The organism is Serratia microhaemolytica (assembly GCF_004011885.1).
GTDB lineage: Bacteria > Pseudomonadota > Gammaproteobacteria > Enterobacterales > Enterobacteriaceae > Serratia_G > Serratia_G microhaemolytica.
On record NZ_SBEF01000035.1, the window covers coordinates 18791 to 40929 of the forward strand.

The 22139-nt window shown below is 45.6% G+C and carries 22 protein-coding genes and 4 tRNA genes; 16 read left to right on the plus strand and 10 right to left on the minus strand.

The window, feature by feature from the left end; all coding sequences use genetic code 11:
- Nucleotides 1-6: 6 nt before the first annotated feature.
- The 3 genes from prmA (at nt 7) to fis (ending at nt 2649) form a co-directional block, all read left to right on the plus strand.
- Nucleotides 7-888, plus strand: a complete 882-nt coding sequence (prmA, locus tag EOJ37_RS11305; RefSeq protein ID WP_127960022.1) for a 50S ribosomal protein L11 methyltransferase — start codon at nt 7-9, stop codon at nt 886-888.
- 477 nt (nt 889-1365) lie between these two features.
- On the plus strand, nt 1366-2331 hold the full coding sequence (dusB, locus tag EOJ37_RS11310; RefSeq protein ID WP_127960023.1) for a tRNA dihydrouridine synthase DusB: 966 nt from the start codon (nt 1366-1368) through the stop codon (nt 2329-2331).
- A 21-nt stretch (nt 2332-2352) separates the two neighbouring features.
- Nucleotides 2353-2649 carry a DNA-binding transcriptional regulator Fis gene (fis, locus tag EOJ37_RS11315; protein WP_127960024.1) on the plus strand — a complete coding sequence of 99 codons (297 nt, stop codon included), beginning with the start codon at nt 2353-2355 and terminating at the stop codon, nt 2647-2649.
- A gap of 135 nt (nt 2650-2784) precedes the next feature.
- Here fis and hemB read toward each other — a convergent pair whose 3' ends face one another.
- The 8 genes from hemB to rmuC form a co-directional block, all read right to left on the minus strand.
- On the minus strand, nt 2785-3807 hold the full coding sequence (hemB, locus tag EOJ37_RS11320; protein ID WP_127960025.1) for a porphobilinogen synthase: 1023 nt from the start codon (nt 3805-3807) through the stop codon (nt 2785-2787).
- Nucleotides 3808-3834: 27 nt separating this feature from the next.
- Nucleotides 3835-4602, minus strand: a complete 768-nt coding sequence (gene tatC / locus EOJ37_RS11325) for a Sec-independent protein translocase subunit TatC (RefSeq protein ID WP_127960026.1) — start codon at nt 4600-4602, stop codon at nt 3835-3837.
- Nucleotides 4603-4604: 2 nt separating this feature from the next.
- Entirely contained in the window at nt 4605-5090 is a 486-nt protein-coding gene (gene tatB, locus EOJ37_RS11330) for a Sec-independent protein translocase protein TatB (protein ID WP_127960027.1), read from the minus strand.
- Nucleotides 5091-5093: 3 nt separating this feature from the next.
- Nucleotides 5094-5357 carry a Sec-independent protein translocase subunit TatA gene (gene tatA, locus EOJ37_RS11335; RefSeq protein ID WP_127960041.1) on the minus strand — a complete coding sequence of 88 codons (264 nt, stop codon included), beginning with the start codon at nt 5355-5357 and terminating at the stop codon, nt 5094-5096.
- A gap of 150 nt (nt 5358-5507) precedes the next feature.
- Nucleotides 5508-7139, minus strand: coding sequence for a ubiquinone biosynthesis regulatory protein kinase UbiB (ubiB, locus tag EOJ37_RS11340; protein ID WP_127960028.1), 1632 nt, complete (start codon nt 7137-7139; stop codon nt 5508-5510).
- The gene (locus EOJ37_RS11345) at nt 7136-7753 is read right to left on the minus strand and encodes a ubiquinone biosynthesis accessory factor UbiJ (RefSeq protein ID WP_420820635.1); all 618 of its coding nucleotides are present in this window, start codon (nt 7751-7753) and stop codon (nt 7136-7138) included. The genes ubiB and EOJ37_RS11345 overlap by 4 nt, the downstream gene beginning before the upstream one ends.
- Complete coding sequence (gene ubiE, locus EOJ37_RS11350) at nt 7753-8508, minus strand: bifunctional demethylmenaquinone methyltransferase/2-methoxy-6-polyprenyl-1,4-benzoquinol methylase UbiE (protein ID WP_127960029.1); 756 nt, start codon at nt 8506-8508, stop codon at nt 7753-7755. The genes EOJ37_RS11345 and ubiE overlap by 1 nt, the downstream gene beginning before the upstream one ends.
- A gap of 100 nt (nt 8509-8608) precedes the next feature.
- Complete coding sequence (gene rmuC / locus EOJ37_RS11355; protein ID WP_127960030.1) at nt 8609-10093, minus strand: DNA recombination protein RmuC; 1485 nt, start codon at nt 10091-10093, stop codon at nt 8609-8611.
- Between the two features lie 608 nt (nt 10094-10701).
- Here rmuC and EOJ37_RS11360 point away from each other — a divergent pair.
- The 4 genes from EOJ37_RS11360 (at nt 10702) to EOJ37_RS11375 (ending at nt 14735) form a co-directional block, all read left to right on the plus strand.
- A complete protein-coding gene (locus tag EOJ37_RS11360) occupies nt 10702-11433 on the plus strand; it encodes a LuxR family transcriptional regulator (RefSeq protein WP_127960031.1) in 732 nt (243 codons plus the stop codon).
- Nucleotides 11434-11666: 233 nt separating this feature from the next.
- The gene (locus EOJ37_RS11365; RefSeq protein ID WP_127960032.1) at nt 11667-12815 is read left to right on the plus strand and encodes a hypothetical protein; all 1149 of its coding nucleotides are present in this window, start codon (nt 11667-11669) and stop codon (nt 12813-12815) included.
- Nucleotides 12816-13105: 290 nt separating this feature from the next.
- On the plus strand, nt 13106-13396 hold the full coding sequence (locus EOJ37_RS11370) for a helix-turn-helix domain-containing protein (protein WP_127960033.1): 291 nt from the start codon (nt 13106-13108) through the stop codon (nt 13394-13396).
- Entirely contained in the window at nt 13383-14735 is a 1353-nt protein-coding gene (locus EOJ37_RS11375; RefSeq protein WP_127960034.1) for a type II toxin-antitoxin system HipA family toxin, read from the plus strand. The genes EOJ37_RS11370 and EOJ37_RS11375 overlap by 14 nt, the downstream gene beginning before the upstream one ends.
- Before the next feature lie 362 nt (nt 14736-15097).
- On the opposite strand, the gene EOJ37_RS11385 is transcribed toward EOJ37_RS11375, so the two are convergent.
- A complete protein-coding gene (locus tag EOJ37_RS11385; protein WP_127960035.1) occupies nt 15098-15961 on the minus strand; it encodes a YicC/YloC family endoribonuclease in 864 nt (287 codons plus the stop codon).
- Nucleotides 15962-16199: 238 nt separating this feature from the next.
- Between EOJ37_RS11385 and rph the strand changes: the two genes are divergently transcribed.
- From rph to birA, 4 genes are all read left to right on the plus strand, one after another.
- A complete protein-coding gene (rph, locus tag EOJ37_RS11390; protein WP_127960036.1) occupies nt 16200-16916 on the plus strand; it encodes a ribonuclease PH in 717 nt (238 codons plus the stop codon).
- Between the two features lie 94 nt (nt 16917-17010).
- Entirely contained in the window at nt 17011-17658 is a 648-nt protein-coding gene (pyrE, locus tag EOJ37_RS11395; protein ID WP_127960037.1) for an orotate phosphoribosyltransferase, read from the plus strand.
- A 294-nt stretch (nt 17659-17952) separates the two neighbouring features.
- Nucleotides 17953-18990, plus strand: a complete 1038-nt coding sequence (murB, locus tag EOJ37_RS11400; RefSeq protein WP_127960038.1) for a UDP-N-acetylmuramate dehydrogenase — start codon at nt 17953-17955, stop codon at nt 18988-18990.
- The gene (gene birA / locus EOJ37_RS11405; protein WP_127960039.1) at nt 18987-19949 is read left to right on the plus strand and encodes a bifunctional biotin--[acetyl-CoA-carboxylase] ligase/biotin operon repressor BirA; all 963 of its coding nucleotides are present in this window, start codon (nt 18987-18989) and stop codon (nt 19947-19949) included. The genes murB and birA overlap by 4 nt, the downstream gene beginning before the upstream one ends.
- A gap of 61 nt (nt 19950-20010) precedes the next feature.
- Here birA and coaA read toward each other — a convergent pair whose 3' ends face one another.
- Nucleotides 20011-20961 (minus strand): type I pantothenate kinase, encoded by a 951-nt coding sequence (gene coaA, locus EOJ37_RS11410; protein WP_127960040.1) that lies wholly within the window; start codon nt 20959-20961, stop codon nt 20011-20013.
- Between the two features lie 356 nt (nt 20962-21317).
- On the opposite strand from coaA, the gene EOJ37_RS11415 reads away from it, so the two are divergent.
- From EOJ37_RS11415 to EOJ37_RS11435, 5 genes are all read left to right on the plus strand, one after another.
- A tRNA-Thr gene (locus EOJ37_RS11415) sits at nt 21318-21393 on the plus strand.
- Nucleotides 21394-21436: 43 nt separating this feature from the next.
- Nucleotides 21437-21521: transfer RNA gene (locus EOJ37_RS11420), tRNA-Tyr, on the plus strand.
- Nucleotides 21522-21732: 211 nt separating this feature from the next.
- Nucleotides 21733-21807 (plus strand) — tRNA-Gly (locus tag EOJ37_RS11425).
- 6 nt (nt 21808-21813) lie between these two features.
- Nucleotides 21814-21889, plus strand: a tRNA-Thr gene (locus tag EOJ37_RS11430).
- A 108-nt stretch (nt 21890-21997) separates the two neighbouring features.
- Nucleotides 21998-22139: GTP-binding protein (locus EOJ37_RS11435; RefSeq protein ID WP_240651695.1), on the plus strand; the 142-nt coding region annotated here is incomplete at its 3' end.

Genomic DNA, 22139 nt, shown 5'->3' on the forward strand with positions numbered 1-22139 from the left:
GTTGTTATGCCTTGGATCCAACTTAAATTAAACACGACCGGCAGCCAGGCGGAGAGCCTGAGTGATGCACTGGTCGAGAGTGGTGCAGTCTCTGTCACTTTTCAGGATAGCCACGATAACCCAGTATTTGAACCATTACCCGGTGAAACCTTGTTGTGGGGTGATACCGATGTGATAGGCCTATTTGATGCGCAAACCGATATGGATGAAGTGGTGGCGATACTGGAGCAGCATCCTTTATTGGGTGCTGGTTTTCACAAGAAAATTGAGCAAATTGAGGATAAAGACTGGGAGCGTGAGTGGATGGATAACTTTCATCCGATGCGCTTTGGTCAGCGTTTATGGATTTGTCCAAGTTGGCGTGAGGTACCAGACCCTGATGCAGTGAACGTGATGCTAGATCCTGGTCTAGCGTTTGGTACTGGCACACATCCTACTACATCTCTCTGCTTACAGTGGCTGGATGGGTTGGATTTGTCAGGAAAAACGGTAATCGATTTTGGCTGTGGCTCTGGCATTTTAGCAATTGCAGCACTGAAACTTGGTGCAGCTCGAGCAATCGGCATTGATATCGACCCACAAGCGATCCAGGCTAGCCGTGATAATGCTGAGCGTAATGGCGTCTCAGCACAGCTTGATCTTTATTTATCTAAAGATAAACCAGCAGATTTATATGCGGACGTAGTGGTAGCCAACATTTTGGCTGGACCGTTACGTGAGCTGGCGCCAGTAATTAGCGAACTGGTGAAACCCGGAGGAGTTTTGGGATTATCTGGTGTATTGGCAACACAGGCGATAGCGGTTGCACAAGCTTATCAAGATAAATTTTCTCTTGAACCTGTCGCAGTAAATGAAGAGTGGAGTCGGATTACCGGACGGCGGCTATAATTTGTTTGAGAGTGTTATTAACCGCAGATTTGAGAAAGTTTGCGGTTTTTACCTGCGATAAATTATGCTGCATTTATGACAAATATCATTCATAACGTTTCGAAAGTAGCGTGAATTGCATAATAATAAATACCTACTTAGAGGTATAAAATAAAAAGTGTAACAAAATGAAATTTTATCTTATCTTAGTGGTGTACCCTTAATCAGCTCTGGAAGCGTTATTCTGTCAAGTATATTACTATTTACACGGAGTTACAGTGGATAGTGGATAACAACGAATAAGTAATATTTTATTACAGACATATTAATAACAATAATGCAACTCATTGTTACACAATGGTAATTTATTATAAATCCCACTGAATAACAGATTGATTGATAAATAGCGATAATTTGCTCAAAGTTTGGCCTTTCATATCAGAACAAAAATGCGTAATATATGCGCCCTTGTGGGCACAGTATGGTTATTCTTCGTCTATGCGCATTGGAAACTACCAGTTATCTAATTGCTTGATTGCCGCTCCGATGGCCGGAGTCTCAGATCGTCCATTCAGAACGTTATGTCATGCAATGGGTGCTGGAATGGCGGTATCCGAAATGCTCTCCTCAAATCCAGAGGTGTGGCGGACGGATAAATCGCGTTTGCGCATGGTGCATAGTGATGAACCGGGTATCCGTTCGGTGCAAATTGCCGGTTGTGATCCTGGTGATATGGCGGCTGCAGCACGGATTAATGTTGCTAGTGGTGCGCAGATTATCGACATCAATATGGGATGTCCGGCAAAGAAAGTGAATCGGAAACTAGCAGGTTCTGCTTTGTTGCAGTACCCAGATCTAGTGAAACAGATCCTGCTTGCAGTTGTTAATGCGGTGGATGTGCCGGTAACGCTGAAAATCCGAACTGGCTGGGATCCGGAACACCGTAACTGTGTAGAAATTGCCCAGTTGGCCGAAGAGTGTGGTGTACAGGCTGTGACTATTCATGGCAGAACCCGTGCCTGTCTATTTAATGGCTGTGCGGAGTACGACACCATTCGGGCAGTTAAGCAGAATGTTTCTATTCCGATTATCGCGAACGGCGACATTACTAACCCGCAGAAAGCCAGAGCAGTGCTTGACTACACTGGGGCGGATGCCCTGATGATCGGGCGCGCTGCTCAGGGGAGACCCTGGATCTTCCGGGAAATCCAGCATTATCTGGACACAGGGGAGTTGCTGCCACCTTTGCCATCGGGTGAAGTGAAGCGCTTGCTAGTCGGCCATATTCGGGAGTTGCATGGTTTTTATGGCCAAGGCAAAGGAGCTCGAATTGCTCGAAAGCACGTCTCTTGGTATTTACAAGAGCATGCCCCGAATGACCAGTTTAGGCGCACATTCAACACCATAGAGGATGCCAGTGAACAACTGGAGGTGTTGGAGGCATATTTTGAAAATTTTGCGTAACAAAAAAGAGCTGACAGAACTATGTTCGAACAACGTGTAAACGCTGACGTACTCACCGTTTCAACAGTGAATTCACAGGATCAGGTAACTCAAAAGCCTCTACGTGATTCGGTTAAGCAAGCACTGAAAAACTATCTTGCCCAGCTCAATGGTCAAGATGTTAATGATCTGTATGAATTAGTGTTGGCTGAAGTTGAACATCCATTACTGGACATGGTGATGCAATATACTCGTGGTAACCAAACCCGAGCAGCGCTTATGATGGGGATTAACCGTGGTACATTGCGTAAGAAATTGAAAAAATACGGCATGAACTAATCATTGTCGGCGAATGTATCAACTGAAAAGCGCTGCTGGGAAACTGGCAGCGCTTTTTTATCGCCTAACGGTTATCGTTTGATATCACAGTAGCAGAATAGCCATACTCACTACCTTGCTCTACAATTTGCTTTGTTAGCGTTGGATCGCTTCATCGTGTAGCCACTGTGCAACCCGTGGTGCAAAGTAAGTTAACACACCGTCGGCACCGGCACGTTTAAAACAGAGCAGTGATTCCATAATTGCCGGCTTCTCCTGTAGCCAGCCATTTTGAATTGCAGCCATATGCATCGCATACTCACCAGAAACTTGGTAGGCGAAAGTCGGCACACCGAAGGTCTGTTTGACACGTTGGACGACATCCAAATAGGGCATCCCAGGTTTGACCATCACCATATCTGCGCCTTCTTGCAGATCTTGGGCGATCTCTTGCAGTGCTTCATCACTATTGGCCGGATCCATCTGGTAACTCTTTTTATTGCCACCTTTGAGGTTGCCGGTAGAGCCTAATGCATCACGGAACGGACCGTAGTAGCAAGAGGCATACTTGGCCGAGTAGGCCATAATTTGCGTAGTTACCCAGCCCTGTTGCTCCAACTGAGAACGGATAGCGCCGATACGACCATCCATCATATCGCTTGGGGCGACAATTTCTGCACCAGCTTCGGCGTGAGACAGAGCTTGACGAACCAGAATTTCACTACTGGCGTCGTTAATCACATAACCTTGCTCGTCAATAACACCATCTTGCCCATGGCTAGTGTAGGGATCGAGCGCAACATCAGTCAAAATGCCTAATTCAGGCACAGCATTTTTTAATGCACGCACAGCGCGTTGCACTAATCCATTGGGATTGTAGGCCTCTTCAGCGTTTAGTGTTTTTAAGCTTGGTTCAATCACGGGAAACAGCGAAAGTACGGGTATACCAAGTTTGGCCGCCGCCTCTGCTTCCTTAAGTAGCAGATCAAGTGTCATTCGCGATACGCCCGGCATTGAGGACACTTGTTCCTGCCGATTATTTCCCTCCATGATGAAGACTGGATAAATTAGATCATTGACCGTTAATTGGTGCTCAGCGACCAGCCGACGACTAAAATCGTGGCGACGTAAACGCCGCAAACGTCGTGCTGGAAAGGATGTGGGAAATAGATAACTCATTATTTTTCCTTAATGGGTATCACCGAGTCAGGAATGCAACGGTTCATCATCATCTTCTTCTTCGGTGGGTTTACGTCTTTTGCCGACATAGAAACGTGCGAGGAACATACCGAGTTCGAATAGGATATACATCGGGATGGCCAGTAGCGTCTGTGAAAATATGTCAGCCGGCGTTAACAGCATACCAACGACAAAGGCACCGACCAGCACATATGGCCGCTTTCTTTTTAAGTCTTCCGGGGTGGTTACTCCACTCCAGCACAGCAAAATGATGGCAATAGGAACCTCAAACGCAACACCAAAGGCCATAAACAGCGCCATGACAAAGCTGAGGTAACTGCTAATATCAGTGGCAATCACGACCCCTGCGGGAGCTGTTTGCGCAAAAAAGCCAAAGGCAAGCGGGAACACCACAAAATAGGCGAATGCCATGCCGAGGTAGAACAGTAGGCTACTGGAGATTAGCAGTGGCATCATTAAGCGACGCTCGTGCTGGTAAAGTGCAGGAGCAATGAATGCCCAGACCTGATATAGGATCATCGGTGCCGATACAATCACTGAAACCATCATGGTGAGCTTGATCGGTGTGAAAAAAGGTGAGGCCACATCAGTGGCGATCATACTGGCACCCGTGGGCAGTTGTTCTTTTAGAGGGGCTGACACTAATTGATAGATATCATTGGCAAAGAACACCAGCACAGCAAAAACGACCAGTACACAGATAATGGCATTCAGTAGTCGCTTGCGCAGTTCAATCAAATGGCTGACCAGCGGTTGGGTATCTTCAACGGCCATGTTTAACGCTCATCGTGAGTTTGTTGAGCAGCAGTTTTTTCCGCGACTACTGCAGTAGTTGGGGGCTGTTGCACCGAAGGATTTTTTACCACAGCAGTAGAAGACGGCTCTGGCTTGTTGTCAGGCAGTGGCATACCATCGTGAACTGCTTCTGGATCGATACCCTGAGGATCTTCAGTGGGTGGATTGGCGTCGAGCTGATAGGAGCGCTTGAGTGATTCCGCAACCCCTTTCAATTCCTCCATGGACGCTTTTAGCTCAGGGGTTAAATTTTGCAAACCAGCCTCTTCAGCCTTCTTCAGGCTTTGCTGTAGCTCTTGCAGCTTTAACTCTTGTGTCAGCTCATTTTGTACTGATGCAGCAAGCGAGCGCAGTGAGCGGATCCAGCCAGCGATGGTTTTGATCGCCACCGGCAGCCGCTCTGGCCCAAGAACAACCAAGCCGATCACCATCACCAGCATCAGTTCACTAAACCCAATGTCAAACACGGTTTACACCTGCTCTTTGTTTTTTGACTCTTCTGGTTTTGTTTCCGTTTGCTTGTCAGTAAGCGGTTTGGTTGTGAAATCAGCATCATCCTGCTCACTTTTTTCTGCTGTATTGGCAGTGGGCGGTGTTTCATCATTTACCGCTTTTTTAAATCCTTTGATGGATGCACCTAGATCAGAACCCAGGGTACGCAGTTTTTTGGTGCCAAATAACAACACGACGATGACTGCGATAATCAACAATTGCCAAATACTTATACCACCCATTATCGTTACCTCGATCACTAAAAAGGGTTATATACCCGTTATGTTTCAATCTGCTGCATTATATACACTTATTACCTTAAGTTGAGCTGTTGGATCAACTTAAGGCAGTAAATTTATTCCGCTATGTCGCTAATCTGTGCTTCTTGCGCACTAACGGGTACGTAGCCAGCCGATCACCCAGATCACCAAGCCTGCGCTAATCAACCAGCCCGGAAACATTGTTACGTCTTTTAACAACAAAAGCGTACCACTGATTAGCAGTGTAGCACCAACACCAAACAAATAACGTGACTGGCTTTGGCGTGAGCTTTGTTGTGCTAACTGATCAGTTAACTTGTCAACGCTTTGTTTCAGGTATCTATGCTGATGTAGGCTGTCGTAAAGTAACTCTGGCAATTCAGGTAATTTTTCTGCCCAGAATGGGGCTTTCTCTTTTATCGCACGTATCACTGCCGGAATGCCCATCTGTTCACGTAACCAGTTTTCTAAAAACGGTTTTGCCGTGCTCCAGAGATCAAGTTGAGGATAGAGCTGGCGGCCAAGCCCCTCAACGTAGAGCAGTGTCTTTTGCAGTAGCACCAGTTGTGGTTGAACCTCCATATTGAAGCGGCGAGCGGTGTTGAATAGATTTAGCAGCACATGGCCAAAAGAGATCTCAGCCAGAGGTTTCTCAAAAATAGGCTCACAAACCGTACGAATGGCAAATTCAAAATCTTCTAGGTTGGTATCACGAGGTACCCAACCAGAATCGACATGCAACTCTGCTACCTTGCGGTAATCGCGATTGAAAAAGGCGATAAAATTTTCAGCCAGATAGCGTTTATCTTCCCGGTTTAGTGAACCAACAATGCCGCAGTCGATACCGATATAGCAGGGATCTTGCGGATGAGCGTGACTCACAAAAATATTACCAGGGTGCATGTCAGCATGGAAAAAACTGTCGCGGAAAACTTGAGTAAAGAACACCTGCACTCCGCGTTCAGCCAGCAGCTTCATATTGGTATTCTGTTGTTGCAATGCAGCAATATCGGCAACGGGAATACCGTAAATACGCTCCATAACCAGCAGGTTTTCTCGACAGTAATCAGGATAAACCTCCGGAATATATAGCATCGGGCTAGCATCAAAATTGCGCCGCAATTGGATGGCATTTGCTGCTTCACGTAGCAGATTCAACTCATCTAACAGTGTTTTCTCATATTCCCGTACCACTTCACGCGGACGTAAACGGCGACCATCTGGCAAGATGGTCGGCAGCCAACTGGCTAGGCGATACATTAGCCGTACATCAGCACGGATGATAGGTTTAATATCTGGTCTGATGACCTTTAATACCACCTCTTGTGTGCTGCCTTTTAACCAAGCGGTATGCACTTGAGCGATCGAGGCTGAGGCCAAGGGTTGTTGCTTGAAACCATCAAACCAAGTCTCAAGCGGTCCGCCCAAGGCCTGCTCAATCTGCTGACGCGCTAATGCACCATCGAACGGGGCAACGCGATCCTGTAGTAGCGCTAGTTGTTCAGCAATCTCTGGTGGGAATAGATCGCGTCGGGTCGACATCATTTGGCCAAATTTGATCCAGACTGGGCCGAGGGTTTGTAATGCTAATCGCAGCCGTTCACCTAGCGGTTTTTCCTGATGACGATTTGGCAACCAGAATAACAGACGACGGATAACGCGCAGCGGTAACGTTAAGCGGATTTTTGGCAGTAATTCATCCAGGCCGTGATTGAGAAAAACACGCACAATAAAATATAAGCGGTAGATTTCGCTCGGCGTCATGAAGTTATCTCCAACTGGTCTATGCGTAGCGCTAGCGCATCAACGCTTGCTACCGTAGCGTCTACTTCTTCATTGAACCAGGCTACCTCCAATTTATTGGCGGCTAATTGCCACTCATGCATCACTGTTTCAGCAAAATGGCGTTGCTGTTTCTGACACTGTGCTTTCAACAGTTGACCGGTTTTATTGATGCCATCAGACAGACTTTGTGCAACCACATCACCAAGATACGGAGCGAGTTGATCGGCAACATCCCATTGAGCCAGGTCAAGTAGTGTGATCAAGTGTTGTACTACTTGGATATCGCCTTCAACAATCAGCTCACCACTACGCATTAGCGATGATAACTGTTGGCGATCACCTAACTTGATGATCACGGCTAAACGGGTTTGCACCGTGCAATCAGCCTGATCTTCAGTGTGTGCCAGCACATCCACACATCGCTCGCTAAATATCAGCACCAGCGGCGTCGGCAGTTCTTGCAACTCCAGACGTAGCCGTTTACCGACCAGACGCAGGCGAGCTGCTTTTAGACTGGGTTCGTTGAACAGTAGCCGGTTAAGTGCGGCTTCAACCATGCCGGTGAGCAGCGGAGTGAGCAGTAGCGGCATCATCAGAATTTGAAGCCTCTATGCAGAGCGACGATACCACCGGTGAGATTGAAATAGTTGATGTTCTCGAAACCGGCCTGGTCCATCATCTGCTTCAACGTCTCTTGCCCGGGGTGCATACGGATTGATTCTGCCAGGTAACGATAGCTCTCGGCATCATTGACCACTAACTCACCAATTTTGGGTAGTACATGGAAAGAGTAGAGGTCATACGCTTTACTGAGCGGCTCTAGTAACGGTTTGGAGAATTCCAGTACTAGTAGGCGCCCTCCCGGCTTGAGAACACGAAACATAGAACGCAGTGCCTTATCTTTATCGGTGACATTGCGCAGACCAAATGAGATGGTGATGCAATCAAAAGTGTTATCGGGGAAGGGCAGGGCTTCGGCATTAGCTTGTACATAGCGGATATTGCCGACCATGCCATGATCACGCAACTTTTCACGTCCCATTTTCAGCATTGAGTCATTGATATCCGCCAGAACCACCTGGCCTTGTTCACCGACCATGCGGGAAAACTTAGCTGCCAAATCACCAGTACCACCGGCAAGATCCAGCACCTGTTGACCACGACGTACCCCACTACAATCAATGGTAAAGCGCTTCCAAATACGGTGGATACCGAATGACATCAGATCGTTCATGACATCATACTTGGCGGCGACGGAGTGAAAAACATTCGCTACCATTGCCTGTTTTTCGTTTCTCGCTACAGTGCGAAAACCAAAATCAGTCGTTTCTGGGAGTTGATCTGCCATACTGTGCTGCCTGTACCTGCTGTTGTGCTAATTTCATAGCGCCAATTGTACCAGAAAGTGTGGCAATCCCCCAGTTTGCAATTTGCTTGCAGCTTGTTGACTACTCTAAGGTCTCATCGGATAGGATTGTTGTATTCTCTTGTTCAGCAAGTGCTTGCTGTACTAACTGTGCGTTTATTGGTCTTTTGGCTTCCACACCTAGGTTACGGAAGCCTTCAATCTGACTCAGTAGATTAGCTCGGCCAGTAGTGAGTTTATTCATTGCCTGTTGATAGTTGCTTTGTGCTTTGTCTAAACTTTGCCCTACAGCTGACATATCGTCGATGAATAGACGCATTTTGTCATACAGTCGAGCGGCACGATTAGCGATACGTTCAGCATTCTGACTCTGACGTTCATAACGCCAGAGATTATTGATGGTACGCAGTGCCACGAGAGTAGTGGTTGGGCTGACCAGCATCACGTTATGTTGCAGCGCTTCGGTGATTAGCTCTGGTTCGTGATTGATGGCCAGTAAAAACGCTGGCTCGATCGGCACAAACATAAGCACATAGTCGAGCGAGCGTAAGCCGGGGAGTTGTTGATAATCCTTACGGCTTAGTAGGCGTATTTGTCCACGCAGTGAGGCGATGTGTTCGCTTAATGCGCTGTTACGCTTTGCGTCATCATCGCTATTAAAGTAGCGCTCATAAGCAACCAGAGAAACTTTGGCATCAATCACTACATCTTTGCCTTGGGGAAGATGCACGATCACATCCGGCTGCAGGCGACTTTGTGGATCTACCTGTAGATTAACTTGTATTTCATATTCATACCCTTGACGTAAGCCAGATGCTTCCAGCACTTTGCTCAATAACCACTCACCCCAGTTACCCTGGATTTTGTTGTCACCTTTGAGTGCTCTAGTCAGATTGACTGCTTCGTGCGCCATCTGTGCATTTAGCTGTTGCAGATTGCGGATCTCATGAGTCAAAGTGTGTCGTTCACGCGCTTCATAATTAAAACTCTCCTGTACTTGACGTCGGAAACCCTCTAACTGTTCGCGTAGTGGTGACAGAAGGTGGTTGAGGCTTTGTTGACTCAGTTGATCAACTTTGCGTGTACTGGTCTCGAAAATACGGTTAGCCAACTGTTCAAACTGATTGCTTAAACGTTGTTCACTGTTAACGAGCAGTTGCTGCTTCTCTGAGGCGGAAATTTGGCTCTCTTCCAAACGAGTGGTGAGTTCACACAGCTTGGCTTCTTGTGTACTGTTAACTTGTTGTTGATTGTGGAGCTGTTGGCGTAGTATTTGGCATTCATTACGCCAATAATCAAGTTGTTGTAAACGCTCTTGCCCAGCGGCCAGTTGGCTGTGCAGGGAGCGCAGTTCTAGGCTATTTTGTTGCAATTGTTGTTCTAATTGCTGTTCTGTCAGTTGTTGCGCATTGATGTCAAGTCGCGCTTGATCTAGCGTCTGTTCGAGTAGGCGTGCGTTTGTTTCGTACATGGCGGCATACTGTTGTGCTCTCAGGCTGGTAATTAACCAGCCAAGCAATATGCCAATTATGATCCCGCCGATACCGTAAACTAGAACGCTGTCCACCTTGATCTCCTACTTCGGCAATATTTCGTGCGATAGTGCTCGCTGTGATTGATTAGCGCTGCAATAGATATGAGGTTTAGAAATGGATTGCTCCACTTGTATGCGAGTGGGGAGCGTTGAACTGAAAGCGTGAAATCCGACCCAATATTGACCTCATACAGATTTAAGGTAAAACGTCACTGTATAAATGTCCAGTCTATTTTGGTTGATTTTTTCTTCTGAACTGTGCGCCGTATCACGCACAGTTTTGCTGCCAGCATACAATCTGACAATTACTAAACAGAGGCTATGCTGTTATTTGCTTTACTAAAAGTTTAACGCTGATTTAAGATTGGGGGTGGGATTTTTTTATATAGAAAAAGAAATAAATATCAGCAGAAAATTCTTATTTCTGCTGATATGATGACTAGATTATAGTATAGTTATAGTATAAATAAATATCCCTGGTGCTGCTTAGTTTGGTAACTCGATTGTTACGAGGTCGGGTTTCCTCATCGGCTACCAACGACGGAAAGTATAAGCGTTTCTGTGGTGTTGAGGATAGTTAGACTTAGGTTTGGTTTTACCCTATACTTTTGTCAGTTGGTGGATGTTTTGGAGGTCACTCGATGTCAGGCTTTTTTGGGGATAATAATAGTGAAACGAAAGGTGCTGTACAAAACTACTTAGATAGTAAGTTGGCAGTGTTGGGTGATTTCAAGTATGCCTATATTATAATCAATAAAAAAAACCCTATGGATATATATGTTGTTTCTAATTACCCAGAAGAGTGGGCTGACATATATGTGAAAAATAACTATCAGCATATCGATCCAGTGATTCTTTCCGCACTGAATCGCGTTTCTCCGTTTGCTTGGGATGAGAACATTTCAATAAGCTCATTAGGAAGTTTTTCTAGAATATTTAACTTGTCTAGAAATTATAATATTATTAATGGATATAGTTTTGTTTTGCACGATAACAATAACAATATGGCAGTTTTATCAGTTATTGTTGATAGCGAAAAAGTGGTCGATATAGAAGATGAAATAAAAGGTAAGAAAGCAGACCTACAATTGTTACTTATCTTTACTTATGAGAAAATCGTTGCATTATATCGTGAAATCATTCGAAAAGAGTATAAGGAAAAAGATCTGTTCTCTGAGAGAGAAAATGAAATTCTTTATTGGGCGAGTATGGGAAAGACCTATCAAGAAATTTCAATTATCTTAGGTATTAAAGTGAGCACGGTGAAATTCCATATTGGAAATGTGGTGAAAAAACTCGGAGTCATGAATGCTAAACACGCGATTAGACTAGGAACAGAGTTGCAGTTGATAAAACCATCAAATAACAAATAGTTGACTGATGCATGATTTGATGATTTAGCTCGGAACAGAAGTGAAACTTGGCAACCAGATGTGACGGGTTGTTGTGTGGTATAAAAGGTATGCAATAGGAAAGACAGACTGAGGAAAAGAGCCGTAAATATCTGTTATCGGAGATTAGATATCTGCGTGCTTGCTTTTTCCTCTGTTCATGATCTCATATTTGGCTGATGAATATAGTGAGATAAATTGTTAGGGAACATACAATGAGTGAGTACAGGTCTTACCGGTTTGAGCGGTTAGAGGGTTATTTAACACAACAACAGCAGCAGGAATTAAGTAAAATTTCTAGTCGGGCAGAGGTGAATCGTAACTTTTTTACTATCAACTATAGCTACAGTGATTTTGAATTGCCCATCAAGAGTTTGATGTGGGATTATTTCGATATTGGCTTCTATTTTACTGTGTGGGGTGATGCTGAAATTTATTTCAAAGTGCCTGTGGGTGTATTGCCGAATATATTGTTGGCAACAACACCTCAAACAGTATTGCAGTCATCAGAACAAGGTGATATGCAGTTATTATCTCTTTCGTTGAATAATCAAGGTCAATATAAAGAAAATTTCTTTGATAATGCAAATGACATTTTTAAATCCTTGGCTTCGCTATATTCTGAATTAATAAATGGTGATTATAGGTTATTATATTTTTGTTGGTTACAGTCGGTTGCTAATGGTGAAAAATCGCTAAAGCTGCCATTGATTAATTTCGACTTTGAACAGTTAACGAGCGCACAAAAGGTATTTTTTGATTTTTTCTCTATTCCTCGTGTTTCGTGTCGAGCTTTGGCGCTATTGCTGAAACAGCACCCATCCCATCGTTGTGAAAATCTGTTAACCGATGCAGCAAGTTGGGTCGAACGCTTATCTATTGAAGATAAGAATATGCTACTTAACCGACTGTTTAAAGAGCAGTTTTTATCGTTAGCCTCTGCGTTGTCATTAACTAGTAAAAATAAAGTTAAATCAAGTGATTATGAGTTTTGGCTGACGGCAGAGATGTTGGGGATTTATCTAGAACAGGCGGAAAGATTAATTGCACAGGAGAAGCTGGAAGAGCAGGCTTTGCGTTTAGAGCTGGAACGAATTGACAGAGAAAATAAACTAAATCAAATCTATGCTAAAAGAGAGGCGAGTTGGCGACAAGCAGAAATGCAAGTGCTACGCAGTAGTGCCAGTGGGTATGAGAAGGCAGCATTTTATCTGCACGAGCTGTCAGACGCCTATCAGTTCAAGCATGAACAACAAGAGTTTACTGAGCGCTTTCGTACTTTTATTAGTAGACATAAAAAACGCAGTGCTTTGCTAAAGCGGTTATCGGGTATTGCTTTGTTGGAGTTACTGCCAATCGAGTAACCGCAGTCTATGAGCCTGTTCAGTTAGTGCTTATTTCGTGAGTTACCGCGATTTGCAGTTAAGGTGTGCCACCATCCAAGAAAGGCAGGGTATCTGGGCTGGTGGTGATTTTAGGAGACGGTTTATAGTGTTCTTGCGATAACTCAGCGTAACCCGCACGTTAAGCTCAGGTGAGCGGGTCGCTGTCGAGTAATTTTATCAACACCTCATCCATTTCTGGATACAATAGTGTCCATTTTCTGTTTTATTTCACTATAATGGATGTAACTGTATCCATTTGGTCTTTGCGGATGAATTTTACCTTACTTGATGATACCGATGTAAGCCAAGCTTATGCGGCTTATTTGCGGAAGTTACGCCACCAAGCAAAGTTGTCACGAGCTGCGTTGGCTGAGCGAAGCTGCGTACCTGCGGCCACCATTAAGAAATTTGAGCTGACTGGGCAAATTTCATTTCGCCAATTGCTGTTGCTATGGCAGACCCTCGACTCATTGGATAGGCTTTATCAGCTCACACAGCCTAACAAAGAGCGCGCCACTATGCCCTCTAGCATTGATGAGGTGCTAAATGACGAGTTTTAAACCCATTCAGAAACTCACTGTAACTCGTACGTTAAGCTCAGGTGAGCGGGTTGCTGTAGGTGTCTTGGCGCAGAATCGGCAAGGCGTTTTTTTCCAGTATGCAGACAGCTATTTGCAGCAGTTTGGCAATTTATCACCTTTTACCTTGCAAGCGAACACGCAAGTTCAAGCCGCACCTAAAGAGCCGCACCAGGGTGTACATGGCATATTTGGGGATTGTTTACCCGATGGCTGGGGTTTGTTGTTACAGGATCGTATTTTCCGGCAAAAAGGCATTCTACCCCATCAATTAACAGCGATGGATAGGCTGGCTTTTGTCGGTGATAAAGGCATGGGAGCATTGTCTTTTTCTCCAGTGTCTGAATTTTCAGCCACGATGCACGCGGATATTGAATTAGCAACCTTGGGTTTAGAAGCGCAAAGGCTGTTCGACGCCTCAATGTCAGATTTAGTGGATAGCAACCACGATGAGTTAGATGGGCATACGCAACAGGTGTTGGCCGCATTAGTCGCGGGTGGTAGTTCGGGTGGGGCAAGGCCAAAAGCGCAGATTTATATGCCTGCTGGGGAAACTCAGCATTGTCGAACCTTTGCCCAGCCTGGTGATGAAGCGTGGCTGATTAAGTTTACTTCTAAAAATCTCGCGCTCGGGCATGAAGAAGGTTTGTGTGAGGCTGTGTATTTGCAACTGGCTGAGCTGGCAAAGTGTCAACCCCCGCGCTGGCAACTCATTGAAGCACCGAATACAAGCGGTGCGCCTGCCTGGTTGGCGCTCAAGCGTTTTGATTATGTCACTGAGCAGGCCGGTTTGGGCAGCAAGCGCAGTTCAGGTCGCTTGCATATGCACAGCGCTTGCGGGCTGTTGGATGCAGACTTTCGAACGCCAAGTCTAGATTATATTGATTTGATCAAAGCCAGCCGTCAGTTGTGTAAATCTCCAGCTGCTGGACAACTGCAATTTCGCCGCGCCATTTTTAACCTGCTGTCGTCTAATCAAGACGACCACAGTAAAAACTGGGCGTTTTTGCAATCTGATGACGGTCAATGGGATCCTGCACCTTTTTACGATGTTACTTACAGCCCACATCCATTCAACGAACACGCCACTGCGTTCGGAGGTTATGGCAAAGCACCACCGCTTAAGGTGATGCAAAAACTTGCTACAAGTGCTGGCTATGGGAGTTGGCATGATGCAAGGCAAGTTATTGAAGAAATTGCAGAAGCTATCAGCCAGTTTACTTATTTTGCAAAGCAGCAAGGGGTTAGAAAAACCACATTATCTGCAATTGCTAAGACACTGGAGCTGCGCAAACAGGAAAATGCAGCGCTTTTCCAATGAAATTAAAACAATTTATTCGATTCATCATTAACGCATAAAAAGGTCATCGTGAGCGAATATCAATACGCTAAATTCGAGCGTCTGGATGAGTATTTAAATGCTAAAGCGCGCCAAGCACTCAGATCCATTTCAAGCCGAGCTGAGATCAGCGCTACGTCCTTTCAGGTGTATTACAGCTACAGTGACTTAAATACGGAACCTATTGAGGTGATGTCAGAATACTTCGATATCGGTTTTTACTATGCCGATTGAGGCTCGATCGATATTTACATCAAGCTTCCATCTGGAACGACGAAAATAAAAACCCTGTATTTACAATTAAATAACAGGGGTTTTGAGACGTTATTGGACGGGTGAAAAAACTATTCGATGTTTTGAATTTGCTCACGCATTTGCTCAATTAACACTTTCAATTCAATCGCTGAACTGGTGACATCAGCATTGATTGATTTCGATGCCAAGGTATTTGACTCACGATTGAACTCTTGCATCATAAAATCGAGCCTGCGGCCAACAGCTTCTTTTTTAACTAAAATGTTGTAAGTTTCTTTGACGTGTGCCTCTAGTCGATCGAGCTCTTCAGCAACATCAATGCGTTGTGCCATTAGCAATAGCTCTTGTTCAAGGCGACTATTTTCCAGTGGTAGATCGGCCTCTTCTAGCTTACTGACCAAGCGTTCACGTTGCCACTGTAGGATATTAGGCATCTGTGCCCGTACGTTAACGATCTCTGCGCTCACGCCTGCCAGTCGTTGCTCAATTAATGTTTTCAAGGCTCGCCCTTCACTTTCACGAGCGGCAACGAAATCATCCAGCGTCTCTTCTAGGGAACGCAGTAGCTCAACACTGATAACGTCAAGATCTTGCTCTTGTGCAGACATCACGCCAGGCCAACGTAGTACATCAATAGGATCAATCTCTCCTTCATCGCTCTGGATTTTGACCCATTTTGCCGCTTCAATAAGTTGTTTAGCCAGATTTTCATTTAGGATCATTTGTCCTTGAGCCTGTAGATCCAGTTCAAAGCGCAAATTGCATTCTACTTTGCCGCGCGTCAGGCGATTGCGGATACGTTCCCGGATCACGGGTTCTAGACTGCGAAACTGCTCTGGTAGACGGATGTAAGTTTCTAAATAACGCTGGTTAACGGAGCGCAGCTCCCAAGCTGCACTGCCCCATTCCCCCTTAACTTCACGACGTGCATAGGCTGTCATGCTGCGGATCATTGTTACATACCGGTAAGTTAGTAAAAGGTAGTCTGATTATAGCGCCGAGCTAGCACACAGGATAGGCATAATATCCAGTAGCCAGTTCAGGTCATTAATTGACAATCTATTGAGCGGGTTAACGCAACAAAAAATAACATCGAATATCATCACACTGCGGCCAGTAAACAGCCTGCAACTAGAGCGGTAACCAGTATATAATCTGCCTTCATGCATTGATAAGCGTCGGAGAGAGCCCATGCGTCCAGCAGGTCGAGCACCAGAGCAAGTTCGCCCGTTAACCATAACTCGTCACTATACTAAACATGCCGAAGGTTCAGTATTGATTGAGTTTGGTGATACCAAAGTACTATGTACCGCTTCAGTTGAGGAGGGAGTGCCCCGTTTTTTGAAAGGGCAAGGGCAGGGATGGATCACGGCAGAGTATGGGATGTTACCGCGCTCTACACACAGCCGTAATGCCCGTGAAGCAGCTAAAGGAAAGCAGAGTGGTAGAACTATGGAGATTCAGCGGCTTATAGCACGGGCATTGCGTGCTGCTGTCGATTTAGAGAAACTGGGTGAGTTTACCATTACCTTGGATTGTGATGTGCTACAGGCAGATGGCGGCACTCGTACCGCTGCTATCTCTGGGGCATGTGTGGCGCTGGTGGATGCACTGAATAGCTTAGTAGCGAGTGGCAAATTGAAATCCAATCCAGTCAAGGGATTGGTCGCGGCAGTATCGGTGGGTATTGTTGATGGAACTGTGGTGTGTGATCTTGAATATATTGAAGATTCGACAGCAGAAACTGATATGAATGTTGTGATGATGGAAGATGGTCGCATGATTGAGGTGCAAGGCACGGCAGAAGGCGAACCTTTTAGCGAGGATGAGTTGCACCGATTACTTAGCTTAGCAAAAGGGGGAATAGAGGCTATTTTTCAGGCACAGAAAGCGGCATTAGCAGGTTAATAGATTTGGGCGACATCATGGTCGCCCTTTTTGCGTTAGGCTCAAATTTAGGTATTGGGTTTAACTAAACATCCAGTAACGAGGAAAAAACGGCATGCAAGGCTATCAGCGGCAGTTTATCGAGTTTGCACTGAGCAGACAGGTGTTGAAATTTGGCCAGTTTACCCTGAAGTCTGGTCGTTGTAGTCCATACTTTTTCAATGCTGGCTTGTTTAGCTCAGGGCGTGACTTAGCGTTACTTGGGCGTTTTTATGCACAAGCGCTGTTGGCTTCAGGTATTGAATTTGATCTACTCTTTGGGCCCGCTTACAAAGGCATACCGATTGCTAGCGCTACCGCAATAGCCTTAGCTGAGCATCATGATCGTGATGTTCCGTACTGTTTCAATCGCAAAGAGGCAAAAGATCACGGCGAAGGAGGGCTGTTGGTGGGGAGTCAATTACAAGGGCGTGTGATGTTGGTTGATGATGTGATCACCGCAGGAACGGCAATTCGAGAATCAATGACCATTATTCAGTACCACGATGCTAGCTTGGCTGGCGTGTTAATTTCACTTGACCGTCAAGAGAGGGGACGCGGTGATATCTCTGCAATTCAGGAAGTTGAACGGGATTACCACTGCAAAGTGATCTCGATTATCACATTACAAGATCTGATTAGCTACCTAGAGCAGACACCAGAAATGGCTCAGCACCTTGACGCAGTGTGCGCTTATCGGCAGCAATATGGCATTGCAGTTTGAATTTAAATGTTTTTTATTCATGTAGATGGCTCAGACTATAACTGAGAAATACATCACAGTTAATGCAGTTGGCTGTATAATCTGGCGCTAGCAGCGAATATATTGGTTTGTTGTCGGATAAAGAAATAAATCAAGTGACTAATCGTAGTTAATAGGTTGCAGTTAACAGATCTTAATTAACTGGGTTGTTTGATAGACAACCGGGGCTATTCCCAGTGTAACGACAAATGGGTCACCAGTAACTGCTGGTCGTTTGGGTATAGAAGCTACTTACTAAGCAAGAGCACTTTAATCATGTCTACAGAGCGCGTCTGTTTAAAAAATTACAATACCTTCGCACTTTCGGTGCAGGCCGCAGAACTGGTCGTTGCAGAAACTATTGAAGTTATGATTAAAAGCTGGCAGCGAGCAAAGAAACGCCATCAACCATTGCTGATTTTAGGTGGTGGAAGTAACGTACTTTTTTTAGAAGACTTTTCAGGTACTGTGCTGATTAACGAGTTGAAGGGCATTGAAGTGAAGGAAACTGAAGATGCTTGGCAACTGCATGTTGCTGCTGGAGAAAACTGGCATCAATTGGTGAGTTATACGTTAGAGAATGGCATGCCAGGGCTGGAAAATCTCGCCTTGATCCCCGGTTCGGTAGGTTCAGCGCCGATCCAGAATATCGGTGCTTACGGCATGGAATTGGAACAAGTGTGTGTATATGTCGATCTGCTGAATTTGACCAACGGTGAAATTGAGCGGATTGAACACGAACGCTGCCAGTTTAACTACCGAGAAAGCATCTTTAAACACCAATTCAAACAAGGGTTTGTTATCGTCGGGGTCGGCTTTCGGCTTAGTAAGCAGTGGCAGGCACAACTTGCATACGGTGATTTAAAGCAGTTAGAACCAGAAACAACCACCGCACTGCAAGTGTTCGAAGCAGTGTGTGCGACGCGTCGCAGTAAGTTACCCGATCCGGCTGTAATGGGAAATGCTGGCAGTTTTTTTAAAAATCCGCTAGTCACTCAGCAGGTTGCTAAGGAATTACTTACTCAGTACCCGACGATGCCAAGTTATCCTCAAGCAGATGGGCAGGTAAAACTGGCAGCTGGCTGGTTGATTGATCAATGTGGATTGAAAGGATACCAGATCGGTGGTGCAGCAGTGCATGATCGACAAGCGTTGGTATTGGTTAACCGAGGCGATGCCAGTAGCCAGGATCTGGTCGATTTGGCAAAGCACGTGCGTAATACTGTTGTGGCCAAATTTGATGTTTGGCTAGAACCAGAGGTTCGTTTCATTGCAGCCAATGGAGAGGTGGATGCGCTAGAGGTACTGTCATGAGAGATACAACCGTTCCTGTAAAGATTATTTCGTTGCTAGCGGATGGCCAGTTTCACTCAGGTGAACAGTTGGGTGAAGCGCTGGGTATGAGTCGAGCAGCAGTTAACAAGCATATCCAGCTAATTTGTGAATGGGGATTGGAAGTATTTCGTGTACCAGGCAAAGGCTACAGTCTCTCGTCTGCGGTAGATTTGCTCGATGCTGAGCGGATTTTGTCCATGCTGGAAGATAAACGTGTAACGGTATTGCCGGTCGTGGATTCCACCAATCAGTACCTGCTTGATAGATTAGGCGAGTTGACCTCTGGCGATGCCTGTGTGGCAGAGTATCAGCAAGCAGGGAGAGGTCGTCGTGGTCGACAGTGGGTATCACCATTTGGATCAAATCTCTATTTTTCAATGTACTGGCGTCTTGAGCAAGGGCCGGCGGCGGCAATCGGACTGAGCTTGGTGATTGGTATTGTGATGGCGGAAGTCCTGCATCGTTTGGGCGCCGACCAGGTGCGGGTAAAGTGGCCGAATGATCTCTATCTCAATGATCGAAAATTGGCCGGCATTTTGGTTGAACTGACAGGTAAAACCGGCGATGAAGCGCAGCTAGTGATCGGTGCTGGACTGAATGTAGCAATGCGGGAAAATGACGCAACTAAGATTGATCAGCAGTGGATTAATTTGCAGGATGCAGCCGTCAGCATCGATCGTAACCAGTTGGTTGCCACTTTGCTTAATGAGTGGCGTCGGGCACTTAAACAGTTTGAAATTGAAGGATTGGCACCATTTGTTGATCGTTGGTGTGCGTTGGACAATTTTATCAATCGACCGGTAAAGTTGCTGACTGGAAACCAGCAAGTGATTGGCATCGCTCGTGGAATTGATCAGCAAGGTGCACTGTTACTGGAACAGAACGGACAGATTAGACCAATGATTAGTGGTGAAATATCGTTACGCAGTGCGGAGTAGCGCTGTGCCATGTTCACGATTGTTCTGATGGGCTGGTGAGTTATTCTCAGCCCATGACAGATCATTTTCTTAGCCGTACACTTTCCACTTCATGGTTGGCAACTTTGGTCATGATCAGGCTTGCTCGCTCGCGTGTTGGCAAAATGTTCTCTTTTAAATTTAGTCCATTAATCTCATTCCACACTTGGGTAGCAACACCGATCGCCTCTTGTTCTGCGAGCTTGGCATAGTTGTGGAAGTAGGAGTTGGGATCTGAGAAGGCACCCTGACGAAATTTAAGAAATCGGTTGATATACCAGCTTTTTAGTAACTCTTCTGGTGCATCAACATAGATCGAAAAATCGACGAAGTCTGACACGAAGACCCGATGCGGATCGTGTGGATAATCCATACCACTTTGCAACACATTTAATCCTTCTAGGATTAGAATGTCCGGTTGTTCAATAATTTTGTGCCTTTCCGGCACGATATCGTAGATCAGATGGGAGTAAATAGGCGCACTAACTTGCTTAGCACCTGATTTTACCTCGGAAACAAAATTCACCAGACGGTGCATATCATAGGATTGTGGAAATCCTTTTTTCTTCATGAGTCCGCGTTGTTGCAACACCTTATTCGGATACAGGAACCCATCGGTAGTGATCAACTCGACACGACGATGCTCTGGCCAGCGACTTAGCAGTGCTTGCAGCAGGCGCGCGGTGGTGCTTTTGCCGACAGCAACGCTACCGGCAATACCAATAACATATGGAATACGCTGGCTGTCAGTGCCAAGGAATTGTTCCAGCACCGTTTGCCGACGCAAATTAGAGCTGATGTAAAAATTGAGTAGCCGTGAAAGTGGCAGATAGATCTGCGCTACCTCTTCAAGCGAGAGCGCTTCGTTGATCCCTCTCAGTTTGACGATCTCCTCTTCTGACAACGTCAGTGGCACAGAATCGCGCAGTGCAGCCCATTGGGTACGATCGAACTCAAGATAAGGCGTTGCCAAAGATTGATCTCTTTCCATCATATAAGCCAGATGCTACCAGTGAATACAGGTTGGGAAAGGCGCTTTACGCCAACGTCTGATAACGAAAACTGTGCATTGTAACCTAAAAACTGATTGAAATGCAGAGAATCATTGTGCGGTTTGGGAAGGATGACGGGTTATTTTTATCGCGTATTGGTAACCAAGACGAGCCGATATAGTTGACCAATTCATCGCCTAGGTTGCTAAGGAGAGGTGTCTGAATGATGTGCAATTAGGGGGAAAATTGCGATCTAACAGTAAAAATCGAATAATTTATGAGCGGTAGCGCAAGTGACGCAATTTTTTTGTTGCATAGCGAGCCAGCTCTACCTAGAATGCGCTGCACTTAACTTGATGCCGGCTTAGCTCAGTAGGTAGAGCAACTGACTTGTAATCAGTAGGTCACCAGTTCGATTCCGGTAGCCGGCACCATTAAGTCACATTTATTATGTGCTGTTTTCAGTGCTAATAATCTGGTGGGGTTCCCGAGCGGCCAAAGGGAGCAGACTGTAAATCTGCCGTCACAGACTTCGAAGGTTCGAATCCTTCCCCCACCACCAAATTTGCATTAGTAACTTGTCGAGCATCTGAGCAGCTTGATTAAATCAAGTGAGTAAGAGCAAAAGTCTTGGACAATCTAGGTTGCTAAGCTTAAAGAGTTAAGCAGTGTGCTACACTTGTACGCTGCTAACAGGTGAAAGAAAAAGCAACTTGCAAACCTTCACCAGAAATATTCTACAGATTTAGAGTCAGGTAGCCGAGTTCCAGGATGCGGGCATCGTATAATGGCTATTACCTCAGCCTTCCAAGCTGATGATGTGGGTTCGATTCCCATTGCCCGCTCCAAGATGTGCTGATATAGCTCAGTTGGTAGAGCGCACCCTTGGTAAGGGTGAGGTCGGCAGTTCGAATCTGCCTATCAGCACCACCTCTGATTTATCGTCCCCTGATTTTCTTTCTGTTCTAAATTCATCAGGCAACTGCTTGGTTGATGTGGTGTTATCAGCGACTTATCCGTGTCTTAGAGGGACAATCGATGTCTAAAGAAAAGTTTGAACGTACAAAACCGCACGTTAACGTTGGTACTATCGGCCACGTTGACCACGGTAAAACTACCCTGACTGCAGCAATTACTACCGTGCTGGCAAAACACTTCGGCGGTTCTGCGCGTGCTTTCG